At 45.9% G+C, this 18,364-nt stretch carries 21 protein-coding genes; 11 read left to right on the top strand and 10 right to left on the bottom strand.

The features are described from left to right. Positions 1 to 41: 41 nt before the first annotated feature. Both trpB and trpA read left to right on the top strand, forming a co-directional pair. Positions 42 to 1,256 carry a tryptophan synthase subunit beta gene (trpB, locus tag QXT02_RS01275; RefSeq protein WP_342811509.1) on the top strand — a complete coding sequence of 405 codons (1,215 nt, stop codon included), beginning with the start codon at positions 42 to 44 and terminating at the stop codon, positions 1,254 to 1,256. Beyond that, on the top strand, positions 1,231 to 2,046 hold the full coding sequence (gene trpA, locus QXT02_RS01270) for a tryptophan synthase subunit alpha (protein WP_342811508.1): 816 nt from the start codon (positions 1,231 to 1,233) through the stop codon (positions 2,044 to 2,046). The genes trpB and trpA overlap by 26 nt, the downstream gene beginning before the upstream one ends. Here the strand turns inward: trpA and QXT02_RS01265 are convergent. Then, positions 2,030 to 2,320, bottom strand: a complete 291-nt coding sequence (locus QXT02_RS01265; protein WP_342811507.1) for a YunC family protein — start codon at positions 2,318 to 2,320, stop codon at positions 2,030 to 2,032. The genes trpA and QXT02_RS01265 overlap by 17 nt on opposite strands. A 65-nt stretch (positions 2,321 to 2,385) precedes the next feature. Between QXT02_RS01265 and QXT02_RS01260 the strand changes: the two genes are divergently transcribed. Further along, on the top strand, positions 2,386 to 3,918 hold the full coding sequence (locus QXT02_RS01260; protein WP_342811506.1) for an AMP phosphorylase: 1,533 nt from the start codon (positions 2,386 to 2,388) through the stop codon (positions 3,916 to 3,918). Positions 3,919 to 3,922: 4 nt separating this feature from the next. Further along, complete coding sequence (locus tag QXT02_RS01255; protein ID WP_342811505.1) at positions 3,923 to 4,384, top strand: pyruvoyl-dependent arginine decarboxylase; 462 nt, start codon at positions 3,923 to 3,925, stop codon at positions 4,382 to 4,384. Positions 4,385 to 4,386: 2 nt separating this feature from the next. Here the strand turns inward: QXT02_RS01255 and thsB are convergent, their stop codons facing one another. Then, a complete protein-coding gene (gene thsB, locus QXT02_RS01250) occupies positions 4,387 to 6,030 on the bottom strand; it encodes a thermosome subunit beta (RefSeq protein WP_342811504.1) in 1,644 nt (547 codons plus the stop codon). Between the two features lie 405 nt (positions 6,031 to 6,435). Here thsB and QXT02_RS01245 point away from each other — a divergent pair, with 405 nt between their 5' ends. The 7 genes from QXT02_RS01245 to QXT02_RS01215 all read left to right on the top strand — a co-directional run bounded on the left by QXT02_RS01245 (position 6,436) and on the right by QXT02_RS01215 (position 12,732). Then, complete coding sequence (locus QXT02_RS01245) at positions 6,436 to 7,827, top strand: CpaF family protein (RefSeq protein ID WP_342811503.1); 1,392 nt, start codon at positions 6,436 to 6,438, stop codon at positions 7,825 to 7,827. 16 nt (positions 7,828 to 7,843) lie between these two features. Then, positions 7,844 to 8,887 carry a type II secretion system F family protein gene (locus QXT02_RS01240; RefSeq protein ID WP_342811502.1) on the top strand — a complete coding sequence of 348 codons (1,044 nt, stop codon included), beginning with the start codon at positions 7,844 to 7,846 and terminating at the stop codon, positions 8,885 to 8,887. Positions 8,888 to 8,966: 79 nt separating this feature from the next. Beyond that, positions 8,967 to 9,815 carry a type II secretion system F family protein gene (locus tag QXT02_RS01235; RefSeq protein WP_342811501.1) on the top strand — a complete coding sequence of 283 codons (849 nt, stop codon included), beginning with the start codon at positions 8,967 to 8,969 and terminating at the stop codon, positions 9,813 to 9,815. Between the two features lie 117 nt (positions 9,816 to 9,932). After that, entirely contained in the window at positions 9,933 to 10,307 is a 375-nt protein-coding gene (locus tag QXT02_RS01230; protein WP_342811500.1) for a class III signal peptide-containing protein, read from the top strand. Between the two features lie 163 nt (positions 10,308 to 10,470). Then, positions 10,471 to 11,232, top strand: coding sequence for a prepilin peptidase (locus QXT02_RS01225; protein WP_342811499.1), 762 nt, complete (start codon positions 10,471 to 10,473; stop codon positions 11,230 to 11,232). Positions 11,233 to 11,266: 34 nt separating this feature from the next. Continuing rightward, positions 11,267 to 11,830, top strand: coding sequence for a LemA family protein (locus QXT02_RS01220; protein ID WP_342811498.1), 564 nt, complete (start codon positions 11,267 to 11,269; stop codon positions 11,828 to 11,830). Next, the gene (locus QXT02_RS01215) at positions 11,830 to 12,732 is read left to right on the top strand and encodes a M48 family metallopeptidase (protein ID WP_342811588.1); all 903 of its coding nucleotides are present in this window, start codon (positions 11,830 to 11,832) and stop codon (positions 12,730 to 12,732) included. The genes QXT02_RS01220 and QXT02_RS01215 overlap by 1 nt, the downstream gene beginning before the upstream one ends. Here QXT02_RS01215 and QXT02_RS01210 read toward each other — a convergent pair. Genes QXT02_RS01210 through QXT02_RS01175 form a run of 8 tightly spaced genes read right to left on the bottom strand, consistent with a single transcriptional unit; the run spans position 12,719 to position 18,321 of the window. After that, positions 12,719 to 13,486, bottom strand: coding sequence for a DUF2101 family protein (locus QXT02_RS01210; protein WP_342811497.1), 768 nt, complete (start codon positions 13,484 to 13,486; stop codon positions 12,719 to 12,721). The two genes, QXT02_RS01215 and QXT02_RS01210, sit on opposite strands and share 14 nt — an antisense overlap. Positions 13,487 to 13,503: 17 nt before the next feature. Beyond that, positions 13,504 to 14,205: a hypothetical protein gene (locus tag QXT02_RS01205; protein ID WP_342811496.1), complete on the bottom strand. Its 702-nt coding sequence runs from the start codon at positions 14,203 to 14,205 to the stop codon at positions 13,504 to 13,506. Positions 14,206 to 14,210: 5 nt separating this feature from the next. Then, the gene (locus QXT02_RS01200) at positions 14,211 to 15,416 is read right to left on the bottom strand and encodes a hypothetical protein (protein WP_342811495.1); all 1,206 of its coding nucleotides are present in this window, start codon (positions 15,414 to 15,416) and stop codon (positions 14,211 to 14,213) included. Between the two features lie 3 nt (positions 15,417 to 15,419). Next, positions 15,420 to 16,388: a hypothetical protein gene (locus QXT02_RS01195; RefSeq protein WP_342811494.1), complete on the bottom strand. Its 969-nt coding sequence runs from the start codon at positions 16,386 to 16,388 to the stop codon at positions 15,420 to 15,422. Further along, entirely contained in the window at positions 16,385 to 16,816 is a 432-nt protein-coding gene (locus tag QXT02_RS01190) for a hypothetical protein (RefSeq protein WP_342811493.1), read from the bottom strand. The genes QXT02_RS01195 and QXT02_RS01190 overlap by 4 nt, the downstream gene beginning before the upstream one ends. Next, entirely contained in the window at positions 16,798 to 17,232 is a 435-nt protein-coding gene (locus QXT02_RS01185; protein WP_342811492.1) for a hypothetical protein, read from the bottom strand. The genes QXT02_RS01190 and QXT02_RS01185 overlap by 19 nt, the downstream gene beginning before the upstream one ends. Then, positions 17,229 to 17,726 (bottom strand): hypothetical protein, encoded by a 498-nt coding sequence (locus QXT02_RS01180; RefSeq protein ID WP_342811491.1) that lies wholly within the window; start codon positions 17,724 to 17,726, stop codon positions 17,229 to 17,231. Before QXT02_RS01180 ends, QXT02_RS01185 begins: the two co-directional genes overlap by 4 nt. Beyond that, positions 17,713 to 18,321: a hypothetical protein gene (locus QXT02_RS01175; RefSeq protein ID WP_342811490.1), complete on the bottom strand. Its 609-nt coding sequence runs from the start codon at positions 18,319 to 18,321 to the stop codon at positions 17,713 to 17,715. The genes QXT02_RS01180 and QXT02_RS01175 overlap by 14 nt, the downstream gene beginning before the upstream one ends. Positions 18,322 to 18,364: the final 43 nt, after the last annotated feature.

The raw sequence follows: 18,364 nt of genomic DNA, 5'->3' as shown, positions 1-18,364 counted from the left end.
CCACGTAATTTTCAGTTTATTCTTACGTGCGGGTAATCAGAATGAAGTTCGTTGGTAGATATCCTGATAAGCATGGATATTTCGGCCCATATGGGGGAAGGTTTGTACCGGAGACGCTGATGCCAGCTCTTGAAGAACTCGAGAGGTACTACCTGAAGATTAAGAAAAATAAAAATTTTCAGCAAGAACTTCACGATCTTCTAAAAAAGTATGGGGGCCGGCCCACTCCTCTTTTCCCTGCTAGAAAACTGAGTCAGATATATGGATTTAACGTTTATCTGAAGAGGGAGGATTTGCTCGGTACTGGAGCGCATAAACTTAACAACACGCTGGGGCAAGCGCTTCTTGCCAGATACATGGGTAAAACCAGACTCATCGCAGAAACCGGAGCCGGCCAGCATGGAGTTGCCACGGCCACGGCCGCGGCCATGCTGGGGCTTCGATGTGAAATCTATATGGGTTCGTTGGACGTCAAGCGCCAGAGGCTTAACGTCTTTCGAATGCGAATGCTCGGCGCAAAAGTGATTCCTGTGAAAAGTGGGTCAGGGACGCTCAAGGATGCGATAAATGAGGCCCTTCGTGACTGGTCGGCTAATGTAGAAGATACTCATTATTTACTTGGCTCGGTTGTGGGCCCCCATCCTTATCCCATGATAGTACGAGATTTTCAGCGTGTTATTGGGAAAGAGACAAGAAAACAGATAGTTGATCTGGAGGGAAGATTGCCAGATGCGATTCTTGCCTGCGTGGGAGGAGGTAGCAACGCCATTGGTATTTTCTACGAATTTCTTGATGATCCCGTAGCCCTTTATGGAGTAGAAGCCGGAGGCAAAGGGATTGAAACAGGCCAACATGCCGCCTCACTATGTGCCGGTACCGAGGGGGTGATCCATGGTTGCTTTACGTATGTTTTGCAGGACAAGTTTGGACAAATAAGTCAGACCCACAGCATCGCCGCAGGTCTGGATTATCCCGGAGTGGGACCGGAGCACGCTTTTCTAAAGAGAGCGGGTCGGGCAAAATACGATCACGTTACTGATAGCGAGGCCATGGAGGCATTTAAACTTCTTTCACAGTCGGAAGGGATAATTCCTGCGCTCGAATCAGCGCATGCCGTTGCCTATCTCAAAAAAATGCCGAAGAAGTTTAGAGGCGGAGTAATCGTAGTGAATCTTTCCGGGCGAGGTGACAAAGACGCAGAAGTAGCTGCAAAGGTAAGGGGGTTGGATTGTGAGCAGAATCGCAGCAAAGTTTGAGGAGCTCAGTTTCAAGAAAGAAGGTGCATTAGTGACTTTTTTAGTGGCAGGAGATCCCACACCGCATTTGACATTGAAGATGGCTGAAATACTTGAAGACTCAGGTGTGGACATGATAGAACTGGGCCTCCCTTTTTCCGACCCGGTTGCTGATGGCTCCACAATTCAAGCCTCAGCTGCAAGAGCCCTTCAATCTGGTATGAACACAGATATTTATTTTGCCTTAATGAAAAAAATCAGAGAGAAAGTAGAAGTGCCGCTAATTTGCTTGAGCTATTTTAATCCCATTCTCAAGAGCGGCATATCCCGTTTCATTACCGATTGTGCCCTTAGTGGAGTTGATGGGTTGATAATCCCGGATCTTCCCGTTGAGGAGGCGCGGGAGGTGATGGAGGAGTCCAAGAAACGCGGTTTGGATATGATCTTCCTTGCCACACCTGTTACTACTGAGGAAAGATTTAAGAAGATCGTAAGCGCAACAAGCGGTTTCCTTTACTTGGTTAGTCTGCTAGGAGTCACAGGCGTCCGAAAGAATCTTTCACCATTGCTTAGCTCCCTCGTATTTAAGGCCAAGGGCTACTGCAAAGTCCCAGTTGTGGTTGGATTCGGAGTTTCTGAGCCAAGGCATATCCTGAGCATTATCGAGGCAGGTGCTGATGGCGCGATTGTGGGCAGCGCTTTGGTTAAAGTTATTGAAGAAAATTTAAGAAATAGAAAGATAATGTTGCAGAGAATCGGATCCATCAGCAGGAAACTGAAAACGGCAACAAAAATCAGATCAATTTTTTAATAGCTTCCTTAACGGGAGTACCTTCATTAATCCCAAGAATCTTGGCTTGTGAGGTAACTGCTGAAATTTTTTTATTTAGCATATCCTCAACACTAGCAACGCCTCTCACGATTGCGGCTGCTTGGCCCAAATTTTCCGCAGTTTCTAGGTTCAAATAACCGCACATGATGTATCCCTTGGGTGCGATTATTGCTACCAGTGGAGCCTTAGGGAGATCAGCTACTAATCCACAAATTTTCTTGTTTTCCACGTTTAACTCTTCGATTTTTATCATCCAATCCATTCATCATTTGTTTGAAAACGTTTAAGTCTTTTAATGACATAAAAAATTCTGATATCATGAAAAAACTTACTCTCCGAACTAAGCCGCTTGACATGGAAACCGGACGCAACATTGTTGTGATACATGAGAGAGATTCCCAAGAGATCGGCCATTTTCCCGGTGATAGAGTGAAATTGATCACGGAAAATAAGACGATCGTGGCGATTGCTAATGAGACCAATAAACTGGTTAAGCCTGGAGAACTTGGTGCTTTTCGCGAGGTCACAGAGGCCCTAGCCCTGAAATCCGGTGATGTGGTGAGCGTTGAGATCGCGCCGCGCCCCCAGTCAGTTGCTTCGATTAAAAAGAAGATGTCCGGCGGGAAGTTGACCCACGATGAGATCGGTGCCATTATTCGGGATATCGTTGCTGGTAACTTGAGCACCACCGAAATGACGGCTTTTGTCGTTTCCGAGTTCATCAGAGATATGGATTTGGATGAGATAGTTGCGCTAACTCAACACATGTTGGACACTGGTGATAGAATTGAGTTTGATCGGGAACATGTGCTAGATGTTCATAGCATAGGAGGTGTTCCAGGAAACAAGTATGCTCTGATAACGGTGCCCATAGTAGCGGCAACAGGAATAATAGTTCCTAAAACCAGCAGCAGATCCATTACTAGCGCAGCGGGAACTGCCGACGTTATGGAAGTACTTGCGAATGTGACCCTTAGTATAGATGAAATAAAAAAGATCGCTAATAAGGTAGGTGGCGTTTTGGCTTGGGGAGGGGCTGTTAATTTAGCCCCGGCCGACGATATAATAATTAGCATAGAGCGTCAGTTGGGTATTGATCCGAGATGCCAGCTACTGGCCAGCGTGATGTCGAAGAAATTAGCTGAAGGAGTCGACAGCATCTTGATCGATATACCAACCGGACCGGGAGCGAAAGTTGAGAACATTGAGGAGGCGCGCAGTTTTGCTCACGATTTTATCGAGCTTGGGCATCGTTTGAAAGTTCAAGTGGAAGTGGCAGTAACATACGGAGGCCAGCCTATTGGACATAATGTGGGCCCTGCCCTTGAGGCAAAAGAGGCGCTAGAGGCGCTCCTTGGGAAAGGTCCCGGAAGCCTAATTGAGAAATCAACCAGCCTTGCTGCAATCATGCTTGAGTTAGGTGGTGCGGCTCCTCCAGGATTAGGTAAGGAGATGGCAATTGAAATTTTAAGGTCGGGGAAGGCATATCAAAAAATGCGTGAGATAATTGCTGCTCAAGGAGGAAATCCTGACATCAAACCAGAGGATATCCCCATCGGCGATAAAAAAGAAGTAGTAGTGGCCCCATATTCCGGCTACGTGACTCAAATATACAACCAGAATGTCAACGAGATAGCACGGACTGCAGGTGCTCCGAGGGACAAAGGCGCTGGCATTGTGTTGTTGCGGAAAAAGGAGGGAAAAGTTGATAAGGGAGAGCCGCTTTTTGAAATTTATGCAGAACATGAGTCAAAACTCGATGAAGCTCTGGAAGTCGCGAGACGTAAGTTCCCTCTCAAGATCGAGGGAATGTTACTGGAGAAAATAACACACCGACCTAGGATAGTGTGATAGTATGTGGGAAGTACCCAAAGAAGCAGCGTTGGTAGCAGGCGACGCCGATGGACCATTTGAATTAGTCGCCTTTGACAATGCGCTTAGAAAGGCAGGCATTGCCGAACTTAATCTAGTACCAGTGTCCAGCATTTGGCCCATTGGTTGTAAGATAGTCAAATGGAGGAAGATGGAACCAGGGACAATAGTACCCCTCGTTATCTCCAAGATATGTAGTTCAACACCAGGGCAGAAGATAGCCGCAGCAGTAGGGATAGCAATCAGTGAAACCTCTCACGGGATGGTCTCTGAGTACCACGATATCGGCATAACTCAAAAGATGGCGGCAAGGACGGCTGAGGACATGGTTAGATACATGATGGAAAGGAGGGGACTTGAACCCACCAAGGTCACTTCAGTTTCAGCGGGTCACGTTGTCGAGCAACACGGTGCCGCCTTAGCCGCCGTTGTCTTCATCAGATAGACTTAATCCTCGCCGATTTCTTCCTCGCCTTCTTTGCTTGGGCCCTTAGGCGGAGAGATCTCACGCTTGGAGGCAGCGATGACATCATCAATTCTCAGTATCATTATTGCAGCTTCGCTGGCCGATTTGATCGCCTGCGTTTTTGATCTGAGTGGTTCAAGGATTCCTTCTTTGTTCATGTCAACTACTTTTCCCTTGTAGGCGTCAATACCATAATATTTACCATCTGGCTTTTCATGTTTGGCCCGCAGTTCAACCAAGATATCTATGCTGTCGATTCCGGCGTTTTCAGCTAAGGTTCTAGGTATGGATTCGACGGCATTGGCGAAGGCGTTGATGGCTAGAGCCTCCCTGCCGCCGACAGTTTCAGAATATTCTCTCAGTCGCTTGGCCAACTCGACTTCGGGTGCACCGCCACCAACCACATATTTTCCATCTTCAATTGCGGCACCAACAACACAGATGGCGTCGTGAACGGCTCTTTCTACCTCATCAACAACGTGCTCCGTTCCTCCCCTAATGAGCAGGCTAACAGCCTTGGGGTCTTTGCAGCCTTCAACGAAGGTCATCTTGTCGTCGCCGATTTTTCTTTCTTCCACCAAGCTGGCCTTGCCCAAATCATTTGCCGTGAGGTCATCAAGGTTGGTGACCACTTTTCCTCCGGTCGCGCGGGCCAGCTTTTCCATATCGGACTTTTTCGCCCGCCTCACTGCGTAAATTCCTGCCTTGGCAAGGTAGTGCTGGGCCAAGTCGTCTATACCTTTCTGGCAGATGACGACGTTAGCTCCGGTGGCAACGATCTTGTCAACCATGCCCTTGAGTATGGATTCCTCCTCGTTCATGAAAGCCTTGAGCTGGTCTGGACTTGTTATCCTGATTTCGGCGTCGGTTTCGGTCTTCTCTATCTCTAAGGCACAGTCGAGTAGGGCTATCTTTGCGTTTTTAACTCTCTTGGGCATTCCTGGGTGAACCCTCTCTTTGTCCAAAATTACACCTTGGATCAGCTGAGAGTCATCGGTGCTTTCTCCTGGCTTTTTCTCCACACCGATGTAATCAATGTCTGCAATGTAGCCCCCATCGGTTTTATCAACTATCTGTTTTACCGCTTTGACAACAAGGTCAGCCAATTTTTCTCTTGATCCTTCGGCTTTTTTGCCGCTCATCGCCGTCATAGCTATCTTCTTCAGTATCTCGTCATCACTGATTTTCAGCGGTTCAGCGATGCTGTCCAGAATCTGCTGGGCCTTTTCAGCGGCGAGCCGGTATCCGCCAGCGATGACAGTCGGGTGAATCGACTGGTCTAAAAGGCGTTCAGCTTCGTGCAGCAGCTCCCCTGCGATGACGACGGCGGTTGTAGTTCCATCGCCCACTTGTTCGTCTTGCGTCTTGGCGACCTCCACCATCATCTTCGCTGCAGGGTGCTCCACTTCCATTTCTTTTAATATGGTGACGCCGTCGTTAGTTATTACGACGTCGCCCAAGCTGTCAACTAACATTTTGTCCATACCACGCGGACCCAGGGTAGTTCTAACGGCTTCGCCGATAACCCGGGCCGCAAGAATATTCATTCTTTGGGCATCACGCCCGATCAGTCTTCGGGTACCTTCTGGCAGCACGAGTACCGGCCTACCTCCTAGCGCACTCATAATATCGCCCTCCTATTTTTACCATTGTTTTCAGATTTAAACTTTACTTTCAGTATTTGATAAATAATCCTTTTAACGCATTTATAACTTACGTAAGATGGTCTGCCCGTGTCAAAAGCGCCCAAAAATTTGATTCGGGGTATTAGCCGGGCTATTTCGAAAAAAATGATGAATCATTCTGTAAAAGTAGCTTCGTCCAGTTACCTCTTCTCAGATGCAAAAGAGTCCCCTCCTCCAGACAAATTAACTAAGCCTAGGACAGACATAAAAGGTAAAAAAAAGTCGGCTAGTTCCTCTGTTTTTCAGGTCAAAGAAACTCGTGTTCGAGAAAAAATACTTGAAAGTTACGGACAGGTAGAAATAATATCGGAAGAAGGGCAACCCTTAATTTTTTACAGGGTGAAAATGCCCGAGATCACGGAGGAAGAACAACGACTTCTTGAAATAGTTAAGGACATCGCCGCCGAAGAGATAAAAATAAACCCAGAAGGGATATCAGACCCAGCGAAACGGCAGCGTACGTTCACCCAAGAAGTTTTAAAGATAATAGCGCGGGAGAGCAGAGGAGTTAAAATTCCTGCAGACCGCTTTCACCAGCTTGGAGAACTTGCCGTTAGGGACATGCTAGGGTATGGAATGCTTGACCCGCTCATAGCGGATGACAGACTTGAGGACATCATGGTCATTGGCGTTAACAAGCCCGTTTACGTTTATCACCGCAAATATGGGATGTGTTTTACAAACATAGTTTTCCGAGATGTGAGGTCTATAAAGTATTTAATAGACAAAATGGCCCGGGTTGTAGGTAGGCGCATAGACCAGCAATCTCCCTTGCTAGACGCGAGACTGCCGGACGGTAGCAGGGTCAATGCGACGATACCACCAGTTTCTATTGATGGCCCAACCATATCGGTAAGGAAATTTAGAAGGGACCCGTTGACTATTTTGGATATCCTCGATTATGGTACCATGTCGTTAAATTTTGCCGCCTTTCTCTGGTTGATCGTGGACGGGTTGGGAGTAAAGCCGGCCAATATTTTGATAGCAGGAGGGACTGGCTCAGGAAAAACCACGACGTTAAACTGTGCTACAACTTTTATCCCGGAGAGGGAGAGGATAATCTCCATCGAGGACACGGCCGAGCTTCAGCTCCCGCATAAACACTGGATAAGACTGGAGACCAGACCACCGAACGTTGAGGGGCGCGGAGAGATAACGATGGATGATTTGGTCAAGAATGCACTGAGGATGAGGCCGGACAGGATGATCGTCGGTGAGGTGAGGGGGCCTGAAGCGAGGACTATGTTCACCGCCATGAATACTGGACACGATGGGTGTATGGGTACCGTGCATGCTAACAGTGCAATGGAGACCATCACCAGATTGACGGAGCCACCAATGAGTGTCCCCCATATGATGATCACCGCTCTGGATGTTGTCATCATGCAACAGCGCATTTATCATAGGCAGATGGGGCAGATTCGCCGAGTTACTGAGGTGGCCGAAATTACTGGATTTGAGGGAGGAAAGCCACAGCTAAGCCGGATCTTCAGATGGAATCCTAAAACCGACACAGTTGAGCCCACAGGAGTGCCAATAAAAATAAAAAGGATGATTGCTGAGTTCAGCGGTGTCAGCGGGGATGAGATAGAAGTTGAGTTGAGGAGAAGAGAAAAGCTTCTCAGTTGGATGAAGCGCGAGGGCCTTCGGAATATCTTTGAGGTGGGTAAATTGGTCCAAGAATATTATCGAAACCCTGCTGCGGTGTTGAATAAAGCTGGATTAAAAAAATCTTGAGGCCGACCGTGGTGCCATGTCAAAAAGAAGGGCCGGAAAGAAAGGTTTGGTAAAGATCTTTTTGGCGGTTGGAAATAAGGTCTTTAGCGTGGGTGAGTCGGTCCAAAAGATTCGGGGTTCAATGCGCCAGTCAACATCAGTAGCTAAAAAACAAATTAAGAGTTCCAGCGTATTTCGAGTCGAGGAGCCAGTTTCGGATTTTGAGGAAAATTCAAACAGTCAGCTATGGGGTGGTGCGACAAGTCTAGATTCATTTGATAAAGAATCAGAAAAATTTTCACTTGCTAAGTTCTTCAAGAGAGTAAGCACCGACTCCTTTCAACTCAGTACAGAGACTCCTTCTAAGAGACGCGCGGTGAAAACAATTGTCAGCGGCTTTCTTATGGCGGCCTTTACATCAGTCTTGTTGTTCTATTTTGTCGTTCCATTTTTGTTCCTAGGTATTGGCGGGGCATTATCTTTTTTATTTACAGTGTATTTTGTTAGGACATATCCCAAGCGCAAGTTAAACTCAAGAGTTGCGGAGGTGAATAGAGTTCTCCCGTATGCTCTGCGACACATGAGTACCCAACTTTCGTCAGGAATAGGCCTACCGGAGACGATTACCTCAATAAGTCGAGCCGATTACGGGGCACTCTCCGAGGAATTCAGCAGGGTTATCTCGGACATGAATAAAGGTGTTAGTTTTGAGGAAGCATTAGCACGCCTAGATGGTCGGGTGCCTTCGGAGCCCCTTCGAAAGACCACACGCCAGATAAGAAGGGCCTTGAGAACCGGTGGGGACCTAGCCAAGGTTTTGAGCGTGTTGGCGGATGAGGCCGCCTTTGAGATGCGCATGAAGTTGCGCGATTACACTCAGTCTCTGAATATGATTACAATGATCTACATGTTTGTTTCCGCGGTAATACCGGCAATGCTGATGATAACGGTAAACATTTCCTCAGGAATGGGGCGGGCGGGGATATCAACTCAGGCCGCTGGTGTTATCTATCTAATTTTGCTCCCCTTTCTGTTGTTTTATTTCGTAATTATGATAAAGAAACTAGAACCGAGGTTATGAGATGGTGTTCTCGCGGTGGTTAACGGACTTGGCGAGGCGGGTTTTTTCAGAAAAATTTAGATATAAAATTGGCCGAAAGTTGGAGTCAACTAAGCTGAGGCTATCCGCGGAGCAGTTTTTGGGGATATCTGTGGTATTTTCAGTCGGGGTGACATTAGCAATAGTGACGATATCATTTTTCTTTGGATGGTTGTTAATTTTTCTGGCTCCTTTGGCTGCCATTGTTTCCTTTGTGAGTATATCGCAAGGATTGTTGGCGTTACTGGCCCAGCGAAGAGCGGCTGAACTTGAACGGGCGTTGCCGGATGCACTTCATCAGATGGCGAGCACACTTAGGGCGGGAGTGGGTATAGATTCAGCGCTGGAGGATATTGCTAGATCTAATTACGGAGAACTTTCGTTAGAGTTTGAGAGAGTGATAACTGAGGTCAATAAAGGAAGGCCGCTCATTAATGCGCTTTTGGCCCTGTCCCGAAGATCTTGTTCATCCTTGTTTCAGAGAGCATTTCAACTGATTGCAGAAGGAATTGAGCGCGGTGCAGCTTTGGCCAATGTTTTGGATTCAGTTGCAAGCGATATTCGTGAAATTCAGGCCATACAGCGGGAACGGAAAGCCGCGACCACGCAACAGATAATGTTTCTGTATGCGGTGACCTTATTTGCGGCCCCGTTTATAGTGGGGCTGACGGTTGGTGTCAGCGGCATCAGGGTAGGTGGAACCAATATTGGTATATCTTCAGAGATGGCCATCATTGCGATGGTTTATAACGCACTACAGGCCTTTATTTGCAGCCTAGTCGTCGGTCTCCTAAGATATGGAAAGATATCAAAAGGACTCACATACACCATTCCGTTTATGATAGTAGCAACCGTGGTTTTTGTTTTGGCAGGATATGTGATAAATTTTTTGGTGCCTAAATCAATTTGAGCGCTTGGGCCGGTAATTTTGTCGCGGCAAGTTTCAGATTTAGAAACTTAAACTTTCGAACTTCGTAAAGAAGTTCTTAAATCAAATTTTTCGCGGAGTTAGAACCGGAGGGATAAAATGAGGTTTGATAAGAGGGGTCAAGGAGCAACTGAATACTTACTCATGTTGGCAGCAGTTTTGGTCATAGTTGCCATAGCCGTATACTACGTTACAAGCACAGGGCCATCGGCGATTATAACAGGAACTGCCGTAAAGAACGGTGACAACATTAATTTTACACCATCGAGTACAATGGTTCCATCCAAGATAAACGCAGGAGAATGGGAATATGCTGTGTATCGGGGTGCTACAGCTATATCAAGCTGGCAAACTGTTTCGTTCGATTTAGAGAGAGGAATCCCAGTAGCTCTGTCCGCTTCGGGTTGTCAAACCGGAGATTTGCTGAAGATACGATATAAGGGCAACGTATATGATGCGGCTACCGTGAGCTAGAGAAATAGTTTTGCTACTAACTAATTAAAATCAGCAAATTTTTTAATCTTTTTTATTTGTTGGTTTTTGGTTAGAGAAGGCTTGAGTTAGATGAAGTTTGTGAAATAAAAATTTAAGAACACAATAGCTAAAACCATTTCCAAATTATAATAAAACTGAGTGTATGAGCTTGATGGGTTTTGATTTTATACCCACTGTTATTGCAGTGGTTGGTTCAATCATTGCAGTATATACTGATCTGCGCAAACGCATAATACCTAACGAACTGAATTTTACCATGATTTTCTTCGGCATAATTTACTATATTCTTCTTGGAATTTTTTCGCTTGATTTTTTCGTCATGATATCCGGAGTTCTCGGTGCTGCAATCTCTTTCGCCATTGGTTATCTTCTCTGGCGGACGGGGGGGTGGGCAGGTGGAGACGTTAAACTGTTCACCGCGCTTGGGGCCTTGCTCTACGGATATAAAATGCCCACAGAAAACCCGATTTACCCCGTACCCCTGACCATCCTTTTTAACAGCATTTTGATCATTCTGCCTTTTATGCTGGTTTACTTCGTTTTTTTACGTGCACGAGGGGGGAGCGCTTTTTATGCGACAGTTAAGATCACCGAGCTGAAAGAGGGCATGATTCCGGCTGAACTAATTTATGAAAAAGGAGGCAAAATATATCGGACTTCTTCTTGGTTTTACCTGAAAAGCGATTGGGATAAAACATACACGAACCCCCGTAGGGCGGCAGGATTAACCCGTTATCAAGTTGGAGTTCTCAAGAGGCTGGTCAGAGAGGGCAGAATTAAGGATGAATTAAGGATCAAAAAGGGAATGCCGTTTGCGCCAGCACTAGCCGCAGGTGTTTTCGTAACGGTATTTTTCGGCGATATTTATTGGCAGTTTATGATTAGGTTGTTTGGATATGTTTAAATGTCAGGAGCCATAAAAAGCAGTAGGCGAGAAAGTGTGGGAATGGATTCTAATCATTATTGTTGTAATAGTTTTGCTGGTGATAGTCGCCCTGTTTTTCAACTATTACAATCGGATAATCTCCCTGTCAAACAGAATTGATAATGCGTGGGCACAGATAGACGTACAACTCAAGAAAAGAGCTGATTTGGTACCCAACCTTGTGGAAACTGTTAAGGGTTACATGGCGCACGAGAAAAAAGCCATTGAAATGGTGACCAAGGCTCGGGAAAGGATGATGGGGGCCCAGACGGTTAAGGATAAGATGGATGCAGGAGTTGAGTTAGCGGCAGCGATGAAGACTATTTTTGCCTTGGCTGAGAACTACCCAAACCTCAAGGCCAGCGAGAACTTTAAATTACTCCAAGAGCAGCTCGACGGTATCGAGAGCAAAATTGCCTACGCCAGACAATTCTATAACGACTCAGTGCTTGCTTATAACAACGCAATTACGACTTTCCCCGGGCGATGGTTTGCTCAGAGGATGGGCAGGACCGAGCAGAAGCCCTATTTTGAGATTACGGAGAAAGAGCGAGCGGTTCCTAAAGTGACCTTTTGATGCCGCGAATTAGCTTTTACGACCAGATCAATAGAAATAAAAGAAACTCGATGTTGCTGATCTTCCCCATCACTGCGATAGTTCTTTGCCTGCTTTTTGCTATAGGATATATTTTTGCTCCCGATTTTGTGGTTTTAATTCTTATTTTTGGAATCATCTGGATGGCTGTACAAGCAATTGTTTCTTACCGATACGGAGATCAGGCGGTGCTCAGCGTCATGAGGGCCAAACCCGCTGATCCCGTGAAACACATCTACCTGATAAACACCGTGGAGGGCCTCAGCTTGGCCGCGGGCATACCTGCGCCAAAAGTTTACATCATTGAAAACGAGGAGATAAACGCTTTCGCGGTTGGCCGCGACCCGCAGCATGCCGCAGTTGGGGTAACTACCGGAGCACTGGAGAGTCTCAATCGTATCGAGCTGGAAGGGGTTGTCGCCCACGAAATCTCGCACATAAGAAATTACGATGTACGCTTCATGACGATGATAGCGGTTTTTGTTGGATTCGCCGCCATTTTGAGCTATCTGCTATTGAGGGGGGCCTTTTTTGCCGGAGGTTCGAGAAGACAAGGTGAGCGCGGTGGTGGTTTAGCGGCAATTTTGATACTGGCGGGGTTAATTCTGGCCGTAGTTGCTCCCATAGCTACGAGGCTCGTGCAGGCGATGATATCAAGGCGGAGGGAATTTTTGGCCGATGCCAGCGCAGTGGAACTCACCCGTTATCCAGAAGGACTTGCTTCCGCTCTTGAAAAGATTATGAAAAAGAACGCCGGCAAGATGGAGGTAACCGAGGCGATTTCGCATCTCTTCTTTACCGATCCGAAGAGAAGCCCTCTAGACGATCTTTTTGCCACACACCCACCTCTTTCCGAGCGGATTAGGGTACTCAGGCAGATGTAGATTGGCCAACTACTTCTGTAATCGCCTTAACTTTGGCTCCTCCTAAGCCCAGCAACGGCCTAGCCACCCTAAGTTTTACTGTATCTCCTTTTCTTACTTTGATAGAACTTTCCACTGGATAGACTCCAGACTTGACATTACTTCTGATATCGTAACCGACCCGAACCAAAGCGAAACCGCCGCGGGATTCTTCAACCAAACCGTAGGTGAAATTGCGCCCATACTTTATCCTGAAAGCCGCAAAGGCGCTGATAATTATGACAAAAGCGAGAAATGTCGGCATGATGATGTTCAGGTCAGATTCCATAGAAAAAACTGTGGGAAGCAATCTGAGCAGCAATAATAGAGACCAGTTGATTGTTATACAAATTACCACGAAACACCGATAGGCGGGATATTCTCGTTTAAAGGCAAGCCTAAGTTGGGTTTTTGTTTGGTAAATCAAGTAACCGCTACAGATTGAGAGCAGAGTGAGGAAAATCAAATTCTCGTTTGGCAATAGGACTAAGTAAACCACGGTGGTAAGAAAGAGCAGCAATATTGCAATTTGTGCCTTCAACATAACATATTCTGGCCAGCCAGCGTAGTGTTTTTCAAAAAATATCCTAATTTTTTCAGGAATTATTTGCCTGTTTTTATCCCGCGTTGGTTTAATCCTGTTTTCTTGTGCTCTACAGGCAGAAGCACGCCTATCTGCACCCAGTATGATATTGCCAACTTCCCAAAATAAACGGACAATAGAACTTTCCGTCATCTTTTCACATCCATTTCTCACGTAAGCAGGACATTTTCGAAGCATCTCACCAAATCATTAGGGTCTCTAATTTCAATGGAGATCAAAATAAATGACCCAAAACAATTTTCTTCTATTTCCGTAGATTCTCCCACATGTCTTTCACCGATGCCTCCAACTTCAGACCACAATAGTTCTTTTGAATAATAAACGTCCGAGAAATGAGGGCTGTTGTAGGCCAACACGGTTATTTTCAAATTTTCATCGATCTTTTCGATGAGCAATTCTGGCTCGTTATAGTCAAAATCGACAGTTTCGCCGGCATTTGCATCTGAGTCTTCAAACGAATATTTCCATCTATTGGCGGAGATTTTTTCAACAACACAGTATTTGCTTCCAGCATAATGATTAACGCCGGTGGGTTGTACGTGGATCCAGAGAGGATAAACTTGATTGGAGGTAATACATATAATTAACCCAGTCGCCGCACGATATTTTTCAGCGAGCACCTGTAAGCTGATGTCATTAATTGGAACTCTATTCTTCTGCATTAGTTTTATTGTTTCTGAGATTTCTTTTCCAGTATAGTACACTTTATCAGCCAAGATCTGGATGGAGTTGGTTTCCCCACCAATTTCAATTATTTTCAAGCTGGAAGCGGCTAACAGCAGAGCCGGCAGCATCAGCAGCAGCGCCAAACTGCTCAGAGCGACCCCCTTTTGTCCATAATCCGTTTTCATCGTCATCACACAGGCGGGCCCCTCCAAACATAGAGGCTGATTAGCTCTGGAACTTCTTCGTAACCAAGTGCAAGTTTTACTAGAGTTATCCAGTCAGCAGTACCCATCGGGTTCTCATTGTCCGTAGCACTTTGGGCAAAGCGCATGTTAAACAGCACCGCCGGCTGGGGCAATAGGCCCATACGGGTATGGGTGAAGCCACTAGGACGGATAATTATTCCACTTATAGGGTTAGCGATGATGTTTGGAACATCTTCCCATCGCGCGACTACCCACGAAGCATCGATAGGCGCGTAAACATATTGGGCATAATTCGAATTGTATTCAATATTATCTCCATTTTTGTAGGCTTGGGTCACGAAACTGGTAGAGTTGAGTATACGCATGTTGTCCAGCGGCGGTCCAGATATTTCTTGAGGTGAATCGTTCCAAAGAATCCCGAGCGATTCCCAGAGATAACCATCAGTTTCTTCAACTTGACAGTTGTGATAGAGGGTACTTCCACCGACAACGATCCTACCCTCGCACTTTTGATAAATCACTAGATCAATGATTTTTGAAGTCAATCCGTTTGGAGCGAGATCAATTTCAGCATCTGGAATGAAAATTGCGTCATAATAGGGATGACCCGGCTGCCATTTAGCGATGGCGGTATCAACTTCGTTCCAGAATTCTGTAATGGTGTTGACTTTTTTGAGGTCGATGCCAGCGTTTACAAGCAGTTGGAAAATAAATTCTTCGTCATTATTGTCAACCCAAGCGAGCACCTTGATCCTTTTCCTAGGTAGCGTGGTTATTCCTATAGCCTTGGCCATCTCATTTACATTTTGAAAAGCGACCAACCATTCTTCATTCTTTCCGTGCGTTGAAAAAACGTTATCCAGACGCGGATTGTTTTCGTCGCCGATTATCAGCCTGAACTGAATTTCGGCAGGCAAAATTTTTCTAAGCTGCGTTTCGGCCAAGTATTCGGCATTTTCTGGGTATCCTTGCCTAACATAGTTTATTATTTCGTCCATTGTTCCCGTTAGCTGTAAAACTTCAAGAGCATCGTTAGCGTATCTTTCAAGTCTAAGATACCCCTGTTGATCATGAATTGGTTGGGGTCCGATGAAACTCGCCACGCCAAGCAAAGCCGTGATCAGAACCGCGATGGCCAGAATTGCATCTAGGCTGAATATAAAACCTTTTTCATCATAAAGTGAGGACATCTTCTACCTCCATAGTTTTACAACCAAGGTTGCCACTGGGGGAAGTTCAACTAACTTTGATGGCGAACCCCTCGGTAGCGAAACTATTGAAACGTTAACCGGGGCATTTTTACCTGAAATTCTAATCCAGATGAAGTTCTGCCCTTCGTGCAGCGGCACTGGAAAGGCGTAGTCAGAACCATCTGGGTAATCCACTCCATCGCATCTTATTCGGAAGGGCGAATCATGCGGTGGGGATTTGAAGTCCCGATCTCCATCACCGTCACTCGGGTTTCGGTTCACCCAAATCCTCACTTCCGGTTGTATTGGTGGCGGTGGCAGCGACCTTGTTAAAACGATGTACCAGTCACGAGTGTTTAGTTCTCCAGGGTCAACGTTAAAGTAGATTTGGTAACGTGGTGGTTTGCTGATGTGGATAAGATTTTCAAGTAAGTTTTCGGTTATCACATTTGTAGCAACTAGGCGCTTTACCACGACAACCTCTGATGAGTCTTGAACTCCCGACGATTGTTTGATATTCCATCGAGGGTAAACTGGGGGCCATAGATTTTCGTTAGTAGTTTCGTCGATCAAAATGAGTTCAAATTTTTCAGAGCGATTAAAAAGGGCCTTTATTGCCTGAGAGGCAGCGGGATAGCTTTCCCAGATTTCATTTTTACAAAGTTGCCTTAGGTTCTCTAGCTTTTGTATCGAAAGGCTGTTCGGTATTGGAAAACCGTGTTGATCAGTTTGGCATAAGCCAACAGCTTCTATGGAATTGGGCTGCTTTGGCCAATCATCCGGGGTCCCGCCAGTTTTAACAAGCACGTCAGCAGCATCATTTGCCGTTTGTTCGAGAGAATATCTTAAAAAATAATCATTAGTTTGTTTCCTCACCTGTTCCAATGCTAGGCCGGAACTACTAATTATTAGCGCGGTTAAGACGAGGGCGAAGAACATATCTAAGGTAAAAATCTGTCCATGCTCGTTCATTCGATTCCCTTTCTTATGCGGATGGAGACATCATAGGGGCAAAATGCTGTTTCAATCGGATTGTTTGTCGAAAGACTGCTCAGAGCCCTTTGGATATAATTAAAGACGCTTTCTTTGACCATTTTTTTAACAACTTTTTCCGTGAAATCAAATTGGTTGATATTTTCCGGCGGAGCAGCTAGGATAACGATGGATATCTCTATTCGATTATCGTTGAGTCCAAAGCATTCGACATATGCAGAACACCCATAGTTGATTTCAATGGTTGCAAGCGCATTTTCAGCTCCATCATGAGCCGCTTGAATTATTGTAGTGAGTTCGGTATTTTGTAAACTCCAACAAAAAAATGATGTTGCGGTTAAAATTATGCCTGCGACCAGGATTAAAAATTCTGTGCTGGATTGGCCTGCTATCTCCCCGCAATACATAGCTGGGAACCCTCCCAGAATATCTGAATTTTTTTGGTCAGATTTTCCCGTTCAAGCACAAAATTTTTGAAGTTTTTGCAGACCGTATTTATCTCTACTACTTCAACACTGCTTTCAACAGTTAACAAGCCAACTGAGTTGTCTGAGAATACTCTGTATGGATAGGGTCCAATGTTCTCCGGCAACTTGAGACTTAGACTGATGTTGGGCCCATTCACATATACAGAGTTCATCGCTGCGGCAAGTCTGTCGCCGATCATCTTTGCTTCTAGGTGGATCTCAATCGCTTCTGCGGATTTTCTTCTTCCTTCAGATAAGGTTATGAGCGAGGTAGCGACTATCACCAACAGACTTAGCGCCAAAAGCGCGTCTATTGAGAAGAATCCTCTTTTTTCTGCAATGGCCAGATTAATCACCCCTGTGGGTTAAGATAGATGTAAATTTTCCCGCCGCCGACCACATCCAGCTGCATAGTTTCTGGAAAATTTTTGTTTTCAGACCAAGTCACGATGACCGTGTAGGTTCCCGGAGGGATTGTTGTAAGCAAGTGTTGTTTCTTTATTTTGTACTGAAGATTGACTTCCGAATTTTCTGCGCCCGACATGGTCCAGAAGATTACCCTAAAGACATTTTTCGAGTTGTCCATTTGGGCCGTCCAGGGGCAGCCCAGTTTCACGATTAAACTTTTGGATGCACCGGCCCCGTTCGCATAAACAGCATCTATGGCACCAGCGATGGAACTGGCTGTCGCTTTTGCCTGCATTAGATATGCCGAATGATCCGCAGCATTTTTGGATGGATTGATGGATTGGGTGAGAGTTACTGAGGTCAGTAGGGCCAGCGCCGCGGAGAGTATGGTCAGATATTCAACCGCCGATTGGCCTTTTGAATAATGTCTATCTGATTTCATCTAAGACCACGATCCTTCGCGGGTATCGGCTGCTCGGATCGTAGCAGTAAATTAGCGTGGTTCGGTGAAAAGTTCTGTTAGAAAGAGTCCCGTACTCAGGACCGACTTTCAAGCCATTTTCTTCCACGTGTAGACAATTCTCCTTAACCCAGTCTTCTCCCCGGTCGGTACCGTCTTCATTCCACCGACTGGGCAGTACCGTATCCACTGTGATTATGGAATCGCGCATGTTGTCCCACAACCCATCGCCGTTAAAGTCCATCAGAATTTGGATGTCTGCACGGCCATTTATCGGAACTGTTTCATCCGCTGTAAGTCTCCCATCGACATCAAGATTATCGTAGCCTCCCAAGTATATGGTCAAGATCCCGGCCGGAAGCGAGTATTCGACGGTCAGACGTGAACCTGGCCCCACTGCATACAGATGGTTCAGTCCAGCTGCCAGCTCGTTGGCAGCCACTTTTGCTTCAGAGATTTTGCTCAATTTTTCCGCGTCGAAGTTTGCCTGAAGATACGTCGGCAGAGTAACAGTAGCTACCATGATCAAGAAACCGGCCATGACCGCCAAGAACTCTATACTCAGCTGCCCCCTCAAGTGACCACAATTCGGGATAAACTAAATAGGTCAATTAACCATG

The sequence above is a fragment of the Hadarchaeum sp. (SeqCode) genome, from assembly GCF_038871235.1.
In the GTDB taxonomy this organism is placed as follows: Archaea; Hadarchaeota; Hadarchaeia; order Hadarchaeales; family Hadarchaeaceae; genus Hadarchaeum.
The sequence above is the reverse complement of the archived record's forward strand: the minus strand, read 5'-3'. Positions and strand labels throughout refer to the sequence as shown.